The following is a 7,876-nucleotide window of genomic DNA, read 5'->3' on the forward strand; positions in this document are numbered from 1 at the left end:
ATCCAAGCATGAGTCAGTTAACACAGGCAATGGAAACAGGCGATGTTGAGACTGCATTTCGTGCGGCACATACACTTAAAGGAATTTGTGCAAACCTGGGTTTTAAGTTGTTGTTTGAAGTAAGCTATGATATCACAGAGGCTTTAAGAGCGGGTGATATGGAGCAGGCAAAGGTTATGTGGCCAGGTGTGCAGGCATGCTATGCACGCGTGGAGAATGCATTAAATCAGCTGGAACAGTGAAAAGCTGATGAATTTGCAGAAATTACAAAATAAGGATAATCAGAAAGGAATCAGAGGATGATATGTCCAAAATGTGGTGCGAAGCTTGAGGAAGGAACCAGAGTATGCCCGATTTGTGGCAAGAGTCTGGTGGCTACTAGCGTAGGCACTGTTTTTAAGCGCAGAGATTTACAGGAGTATGATGAGCTGTCATCAGATGAGTACGATGATAGTGATTATCAGGATGATGGTTCTTACGAGGAGGAACAGTATGATGATACTTATCAGGATGATGAGTACGATGATGGTTCTTACGAGGAAGAACAGTATGATGATGGATATGAGGCGGAAAGTGGTCCGTATGATAATGAAAATAATGAAGCCTATTTTTCAGACCAATCAGATGAGAAGCCGGTAAAGAAAAAGTCGATTGCAAATAAAATCCTTGGAGGAATGATTTTAATTTGTCTTGCTGGTATTGTGGTTGTGGGCATTGCGACAGCAAAGATGCTTACTGCAACAAAGCAGGATAAAAAGAAGCTTCCACAGACAATTGTTCAGACAACTGAGGAGCAGACAAGCACTGCGCAGGAGACAGCAGAGGAAGAGACTTCTACAGAGGAAGAGACAAGTACAGAAGAGGAAACTTCTTCTGAGGCAGAAACAAGTACAGAAGAAGAAACAACTGAAGAAAAGACAACTGAGGAAAAAACAAAGGCAACTACTGCAGAGGAGACAACGACAACTACAACAGCAGTACAAACACAGCCATCTACGTCACCGGCACCGACGCAGCCAAAGCCACAGCCAACGCAGCCAAAGCCGGCACCGACGCAGCCGACACAGCCAAAGCCGGCACCGACGCAGCCGACGCAGCCAAAGCCGGCACCGACGCAGCCGACACAGCCAAAGCCGGCACCAACGCAGCCGACAGAGCCAGATACACCAGCTCAGCCAGATACAGTGCCGACAGAGCCAGATACACCGGCTCAGCCAGATACACCGGCCCAGCCAGATACAGTGCCGACAGAGCCAAATACACCGGCCCAGCCAGATACACCAGCTCAGCCAGATACACCGGCCCAGCCAGATACACCGGCTCAGCCAGATACACCAGCTCAGCCAGATACACCAGCAGCTGATGTGCAGGAAGCACCGGCAGCAGAGATTGCAGAGACAATCGAATAAATTTTTCGGATTGTAACAGAGAGGAATATAGAATGATTTTTGATACTCATGCGCATTATGATGATGATGCATTTGATGAGGATCGCGATACATTGCTGGGGGAGATTTTCTCCTCCGGCATTTGTTGTATCACGGACGTTGGTGCGTCTGTGAAATCCTCAAAAAGTGCGGTTGCACTTTCAAAAAAGTGGCCGCAGATATATGCTGCCGTTGGTGTTCATCCAGACAGCACAGCTGATATGACAGAGGAAGATATTGAAACGCTGCGAAGCCTTGCACAGGAAAAAAAGGTAGTGGCAATTGGTGAGATCGGACTTGATTATTATTGGGACAACTCACCGAGAGAAGTTCAGAAGAAATGGTTTGAACGCCAGCTTGCACTTGCAAGAGAGGTTGATCTGCCGGTTATTATACACAGCAGAGAAGCAGCAAAGGACACTATGGATATAATGAGGGAGGCTGCTAAGGCAGGAAATACTGGCGTAATTCATTGCTATTCTTATGCAGCGCCTATGGCAAAGGAGTATATTTCAATGGGATTTTTCATTGGAATAGGAGGTGTGCTTACCTTTAAAAATGCCAGGGTAATTAAAGAGGTGGCATCAGAAATTCCGCTTTCTTCGATTGTGCTTGAGACAGACAGTCCATATCTGGCACCTGTGCCGTATCGCGGAAAACGTAATAATTCAATGTATTTAAAAGAAGTAGTAAAGCAACTGGCACAGATCAAGCAGGTGTCTGAGGAAACTGTTATTACGACAACGCTTGCAAATGCCAAAAGACTGTACCGATTGGAGGAAAACTGTGGCTGAATTAGGAAATCCAAAGAATACAATAGAGGTATTACAGAAATACCAGTTTCATTTTGCAAAGAAATTTGGTCAGAACTTTCTGATTGATACGCATGTGCTTGATAAGATTGTGCGTGCAGCAGAGATCACACCAGAGGATTATGTACTTGAGATTGGACCGGGAATTGGAACACTGACCCAATATCTGTGCGAATCTGCAAAACATGTATTTGCAGTTGAAATCGATGACAATCTGATTCCGATTTTACAGGACACGCTGTCTGCATATGATAATGTTACGGTTATTCATAATGATGTTCTTAAGCTTGATATTAACAAGCTCGTGGAAGAAAAGTGCGAGGGAAAACGCATCAAGGTAGTTGCAAATCTTCCGTATTATATTACTACACCAATTTTAATGGGATTATTTGAGAGTCATGTACCTATGGAGAGTGTGACTGTTATGGTACAAAAGGAGGTCGCACAGCGTATGCAGGCACTTCCTGGCGGAAAGGATTATGGTGCATTGTCTCTTGCTGTACAGTTTTATGCAGAACCATATATCGTGGCAAATGTTCCGCCAAACTGTTTTATGCCAAGACCAAATGTTGGAAGCGCTGTTATCCGTCTGACAAGTCATAAAAAACCAGTGGCAGTAAAAAATGAAAAGCTGATGTTTGACATTATACGAGCATCCTTTAATCAGAGAAGAAAAACACTAGTAAATGGCCTATATAACGTAGGCGGTTTAAACAAATCAAAGGAAGAGCTTGCAGCTGTGCTTGAAAGCATTGGTTTAGCAGCAAACGTGCGTGGAGAAACGCTGACACTTGAGCAGTTTGCAGCACTTTCTGATGCATTGTCAAAAAGCGCGAATTAAATTGTTCTAAAAGATATCTTTCTTTCATATGTACTTATTTAGAATACATATAAGGAAAGGAAGGTATCAATATGGCACAGTATCAGCGCTTCCTCTCATATCTTTTTGAGTATGAGGGTGATCAAAAAAAGGAAAACTGCGGGTTTGCAAAGATAGAAATCAGAGGAGATGTACAGCGTATTTTCCTGTCTGTAAAAAATAATGAGCAGGCTGAAATTTTGCATGTATTTGGCTTTTATCATACAAAGGATGGATGCGATTGTGTGCCGCTTGGCCGTATGGTTGTAAAAAATGGAAAAGGACAGCTCCAGTACATCAATAACGGCGTTTATCTTGCAGGAAGCGAGATTAAATTTGAGCAGCTTAGCGGAATTGTGGCAGGCAGACAGAAGCCGTTTTCAAACGCTTATGCAACTGTCTGGGATGACCAGTATTTTGGACTCTCACTGTTTGAGAAGGATCGAGCAAAACAAACAGCACAGTCTGAAGATGAACAGGTTTTGGAAAATCAGCCTCAGGAAGAACTTCAAACGATGGAAGTTTGCTGTGAGACTGATAGCAAAGAAACAAACAAAATAGAACAGGGACAAGACAAGGCAGATGCTGTTTGGGCACAGTTAAGTACAGCGTATCAGCATATTGAGACGCTTCCGGGTGATACAGTAGTTTGTTTAAAGGTAATGCCAGCAGATATTGGCCGTCTTCCTCGTCCAAATTGGATGTTAAGCAATAATGGATTTTTGATGTACAGTTTTGTGAAGTACCGCTATATTGTATTTGCAAAAGTGACACAAGGACGTTATGAGCTTTGGGTGCCTGGCAATTATGAAAAGAGTGAGGAATTGATGGCGCAGATGTTTGGCTTTTATTGTTTTCGCTCCGTTAAATCAAAAAAAGCGTCAGCAGGAGACTTTGGCTACTGGTGTGTGCCGATTGTATTTCCGGCAGATGATCAGGGTGAAAAAAAGGAAGCAAAGATGACAGTTGCAGATCAACAAAAAACGGTGAATCCTGCATTTGGTTAAAAACACATCAAAAACAGAAGAAAGGGAAAACAATGGCAACAGAGAACGAGCAGCTTTTGGAAGAACAGGCAAGGCTTAGAGAAAAGGAAGACCGAAAATTTATGCGTCAGGCACTTACACAGGCCAAAAAGGCAGCAGCTATTGATGAAGTTCCAATTGGCTGTGTTATCGTTTGTGATGGAAAAGTCATTGCCAGAGGCTATAACAGAAGAAATATAGAAAGCTCAGTGCTTGGCCATGCAGAGCTTGCAGCTATGAAAAAAGCATCGAAAAAGCTTGGTGACTGGCGTCTGGAGGGATGTACGATGTACGTGACGCTTGAGCCATGCCAGATGTGTGCCGGAGCAGCCGTGCAGGCACGTCTTGATCGTGTGGTTATAGGTGCAATGAATGCAAAGGCAGGGTGTGCTGGTTCCATTATAAATTTGCTTGATATGCAGCAGTTTAATCATCAGATTCCGATCACAAAGGGTGTTTTGGAACAGGAATGCTCGCAGATATTGTCAGAGTTTTTTAAACGTATCAGGGTAAAAAAGAAGAAACGCCCCTTGACAAACGAAGAAATATCCGATACAATTATGGATGCGCAGCCGGGGCGGTAGCGGTGCCTTGTACCTTCAATCCGCTATAGTAGGGGTCATATTCCGGCTGAGGGTGTTTCACTTGTGGAGCTGCCCTTTGTAAGTGGCGTTGAAGTTTGGGTCTTACGCAACAAGACTCTGTGAACCATGTCAGGTCGGGAACGAAGCAGCATTAAGCAGAATCTCTTGTGTGCCGTGAGGGTGCCTGAGCCGAGCAGGCTGCAGAGGTAACGTCTGGGGGTGGCATTCGAAGCCGGGATGCGCAAAAAAAATGATATATCAAAAGAAAAAGAGTTTTTTAGGAGTTGTCTGTTGCATCGACAGCTCTTTTTTTGTATAATAAAAACTACGATGGGTTAGTTTTGCCATTGATATAGCTGAAATCCTAAATTATAAGGAGGAAGATACGATGAGAGTTGGAATGTTAACCAGCGGCGGAGATTGTCAGAGCTTGAATGCAACCATGAGAGGTGTTGCAAAGACGCTATATAATCAGAGAAAGGATGTTGAAATCATTGGTTTCATCGAAGGTTATCGCGGACTGATCTATGAGGATTACCGTATTATGAAATCAAAGGATTTTTCAGGAATTCTGACAAATGGCGGTACGATTTTGGGTACGAGCAGACAGCCATTTAAGCTGATGCGTGTCCCGGATGAGAATGGTCTTGATAAGGTAGAGGCAATGAAGAATACCTACAAGAAGCTAAAGCTTGACTGTCTCGTAGTATTAGGCGGAAATGGCAGCCAGAAGACGACAAATCTTCTTCGTCAGGAAGGACTTAACGTCATCGGACTTCCAAAAACAATTGACAACGATCTGTGGGGAACTGATGTTACCTTTGGTTTTCAGAGTGCTATCAATCTGGCTACACAGACTATTGACTGTATCCATACAACTGCAGCTTCACACGGACGTGTTTTTATCGTGGAGATAATGGGTCATAAGGTAGGATGGCTTACGCTTCATGCAGGTATTGCAGGCGGAGCAGATATCATTCTTGTTCCAGAGATTCCGTATGATATCAATAAGGTGGCAGCAGCTGTAAATAAGCGTGCTAAGGAAGGAAAGCGTTTCTCAATCATTGCTGTTGCTGAGGGTGCAATCTCCAAGGAGCAGGCTGCACTTTCAAAGAAAGAATATAAGAAATATATTGCAACGCGTCAGTATCCATCTATCTCTTACGAGATTGGTGCAAAGATTTCTGAGCTGACTGGACAGGAGGTGCGTGTAGCAGTTCCAGGTCATATGCAAAGAGGTGGAAGTCCGTGCCCTTATGACCGTGTCCTTTCAACAAGACTTGGCGCAGCAGCAGGCAAGATGATCTTAGACGGAGAGTTTGGCTACCTGGTAGGTATGAAGAACAATCATATCGCAAAGATTCCGTTAGCAGATGTTGCAGGAAAGCTTAAAATGATCCAGCCGGATGATGAGATGGTTCAGGAAGCAAAGCTCATGGGAATTTCATTTGGAGATTAATTGTAAATGGCATATACAGCATTATACCGCAAATGGCGTCCTGCCCGATTTGAAGATGTAAGAGGGCAGGAGCACATTGTACGGACTTTAAAAAATCAGATTATTTCAGACCGCATAGGTCATGCTTATCTGTTCTGCGGCACGAGAGGAACAGGAAAAACCACGATTGCAAAGATCATGGCGCGTGCCGTCAACTGTGAGCATCCTGTGGATGGAAGCCCGTGCAATGAATGTGCGGTGTGCCGGTCGATCCTTGAGGGACGTTCGGTAAATGTGGCTGAAATTGATGCGGCATCAAACAACGGTGTCGATAATATCAGAGAGATTCGTGATCAGGTTCAGTACTCGCCGACAGAAGGAAAATATCGCGTCTATATCATAGATGAGGTGCATATGCTGTCGGCGGGGGCTTTTAATGCGCTTTTAAAAACGCTTGAGGAGCCGCCGGCATATGTGATTTTTATTTTAGCAACGACAGAGGTAAATAAAATACCTATCACGGTTTTGTCGAGATGTCAGCGATATGATTTCAGGCGAATTGGAAATAATGTAATAGCAGATCAGGTTTCCAATCTGCTTAAGGCAGAAGGTGTCGAGGCAGATGAGGATGCAGTTCGCTACGTAGCAAAAGCAGCTGATGGAGCGATGCGAGATGCATTAAGTCTTTTGGAACAATGTATTTCATTCTATTATGGTCAGAGGCTGACGTATGAGAAGGTGCTAGATGTACTCGGTGCAGTAGATACACAGGTATTTTCTAAGCTGCTTCGCCTGATTATACGATGTGATGTGCCAGGATGCGTGCAGCTGATGGATGAAATCAGTTCACAGGGACGCGATCTTAGCCAATTTGTCACAGACTTTATCTGGTATCTGCGAAATCTTATGCTGGTGCAGACAGCAGACCAGAGTGCGCAGGCACTTGAGATGACAAAAGAAAATTATGAGGCGCTTCGAGAAGAATCAAAGATGGTGGCGCTTAGTGTGCTGATGAGAAATATCAGGATATGTTCAGAGCTTTCAAATCAGCTCAAATTTGCTGTCTCAAAACGAGTACTTATTGAGATGGCAATTATTAAGATGATGCAGCCGCAGATGGAGGATGATATAGAGAGTCTTCGTGTGAGACTGGATCAAATTGAGGAGAAAATTGCTTCTGGCAGTTTTGTTAATAATACAGAACCACAGCAGTCTGGAAGCATTTTTGATTCTTATTTTGAGGGCGATGCAAAGCAGCCTGTTATGCAAAAAGCAGCGCAGACTGTTGAATTAAGTGAGGCCGAATATGAGGACTATCAAAAGATAAGCAGTGAGTGGAAGAAGCTTTCTCACATGCAGTCGGGATTTATGAATTCGATTTTGATGGGAACCAATATAAGCTATGATAAGGCAAAAGGCCTGTGCATTGTATTCACAAACAAATTTAACTATGAGCTGATGCTTCGACAGGAACGTATGGAAGAGCTTCGGCAGATGTTAAATAAGCAGTATCAGAAGGAATTTTCAATTACTGCGAAGCTTCTTGAGGCAGGTGAGGCGATGCCGCGCATCACAAGAGGCAGCCATATTGAGGGAATCAATATGGAAATTGGTGTTGAAGATGAATAATTAAATTTATAGTTGAAAGGAAAAGTAAAGACATGGCAAAAAGAGGTGGATTCCCAGGCGGTATGCCGGGCAATATGAACAATTTAATGAAGCAGGCACAGA

The 7,876-nt window shown here is 43.8% G+C and carries 7 protein-coding genes, 1 other RNA gene and 2 pseudogenes; all 10 read left to right on the forward strand.

From position 1 onward, the window contains the following. The first annotated feature begins 8 nt into the window (after positions 1-8). Positions 9-242, forward strand: coding sequence for an Hpt domain-containing protein (locus WJP93_RS03315; RefSeq protein ID WP_337546885.1), 234 nt, complete (start codon positions 9-11; stop codon positions 240-242). Positions 243-299: 57 nt separating this feature from the next. Beyond that, complete coding sequence (locus WJP93_RS03320) at positions 300-1,409, forward strand: zinc-ribbon domain-containing protein (RefSeq protein WP_337546886.1); 1,110 nt, start codon at positions 300-302, stop codon at positions 1,407-1,409. Positions 1,410-1,441: 32 nt separating this feature from the next. Then, on the forward strand, positions 1,442-2,221 hold the full coding sequence (locus WJP93_RS03325; protein WP_227100558.1) for a TatD family hydrolase: 780 nt from the start codon (positions 1,442-1,444) through the stop codon (positions 2,219-2,221). After that, positions 2,214-3,080 (forward strand): 16S rRNA (adenine(1518)-N(6)/adenine(1519)-N(6))-dimethyltransferase RsmA, encoded by an 867-nt coding sequence (gene rsmA, locus WJP93_RS03330; protein ID WP_227100557.1) that lies wholly within the window; start codon positions 2,214-2,216, stop codon positions 3,078-3,080. Before WJP93_RS03325 ends, rsmA begins: the two co-directional genes overlap by 8 nt. Before the next feature lie 71 nt (positions 3,081-3,151). Beyond that, positions 3,152-4,105 carry a DUF6128 domain-containing protein gene (locus tag WJP93_RS03335; RefSeq protein WP_308731179.1) on the forward strand — a complete coding sequence of 318 codons (954 nt, stop codon included), beginning with the start codon at positions 3,152-3,154 and terminating at the stop codon, positions 4,103-4,105. A gap of 101 nt (positions 4,106-4,206) precedes the next feature. Continuing rightward, positions 4,207-4,644: pseudogene (gene tadA / locus WJP93_RS03340) on the forward strand (tRNA adenosine(34) deaminase TadA); the annotation flags it as partial. 45 nt (positions 4,645-4,689) lie between these two features. After that, positions 4,690-4,950, forward strand: an RNA gene (gene ffs, locus WJP93_RS03345) — signal recognition particle sRNA large type. A 145-nt stretch (positions 4,951-5,095) separates the two neighbouring features. Next, a complete protein-coding gene (locus tag WJP93_RS03350; protein WP_227100555.1) occupies positions 5,096-6,166 on the forward strand; it encodes a 6-phosphofructokinase in 1,071 nt (356 codons plus the stop codon). A 6-nt stretch (positions 6,167-6,172) separates the two neighbouring features. After that, on the forward strand, positions 6,173-7,774 hold the full coding sequence (gene dnaX, locus WJP93_RS03355) for a DNA polymerase III subunit gamma/tau (RefSeq protein ID WP_337546889.1): 1,602 nt from the start codon (positions 6,173-6,175) through the stop codon (positions 7,772-7,774). Between the two features lie 32 nt (positions 7,775-7,806). After that, a pseudogene (locus tag WJP93_RS03360) lies at positions 7,807-7,876 on the forward strand (YbaB/EbfC family nucleoid-associated protein); the annotation flags it as partial.

The organism is Anthropogastromicrobium sp. (assembly GCF_037349415.1).
GTDB classification, from domain to species: Bacteria; Bacillota; Clostridia; order Lachnospirales; family Lachnospiraceae; genus Anthropogastromicrobium; species Anthropogastromicrobium aceti.

Bases quoted from the DNA above. Each gene is read 5' to 3' on its own strand.
- WJP93_RS03325 (WP_227100558.1), top strand. From the start codon at position 1,442: ATGATTTTTGATACTCATGCGCATTATGATGATGATGCATTTGATGAG.
- dnaX (WP_337546889.1), top strand. From the start codon at position 6,173: ATGGCATATACAGCATTATACCGCAAATGGCGTCCTGCCCGATTTGAA.
- WJP93_RS03350 (WP_227100555.1), top strand. From the start codon at position 5,096: ATGAGAGTTGGAATGTTAACCAGCGGCGGAGATTGTCAGAGCTTGAAT.
- WJP93_RS03335 (WP_308731179.1), top strand. From the start codon at position 3,152: ATGGCACAGTATCAGCGCTTCCTCTCATATCTTTTTGAGTATGAGGGT.
- WJP93_RS03315 (WP_337546885.1), top strand. From the start codon at position 9: ATGAGTCAGTTAACACAGGCAATGGAAACAGGCGATGTTGAGACTGCA.
- WJP93_RS03320 (WP_337546886.1), top strand. From the start codon at position 300: ATGATATGTCCAAAATGTGGTGCGAAGCTTGAGGAAGGAACCAGAGTA.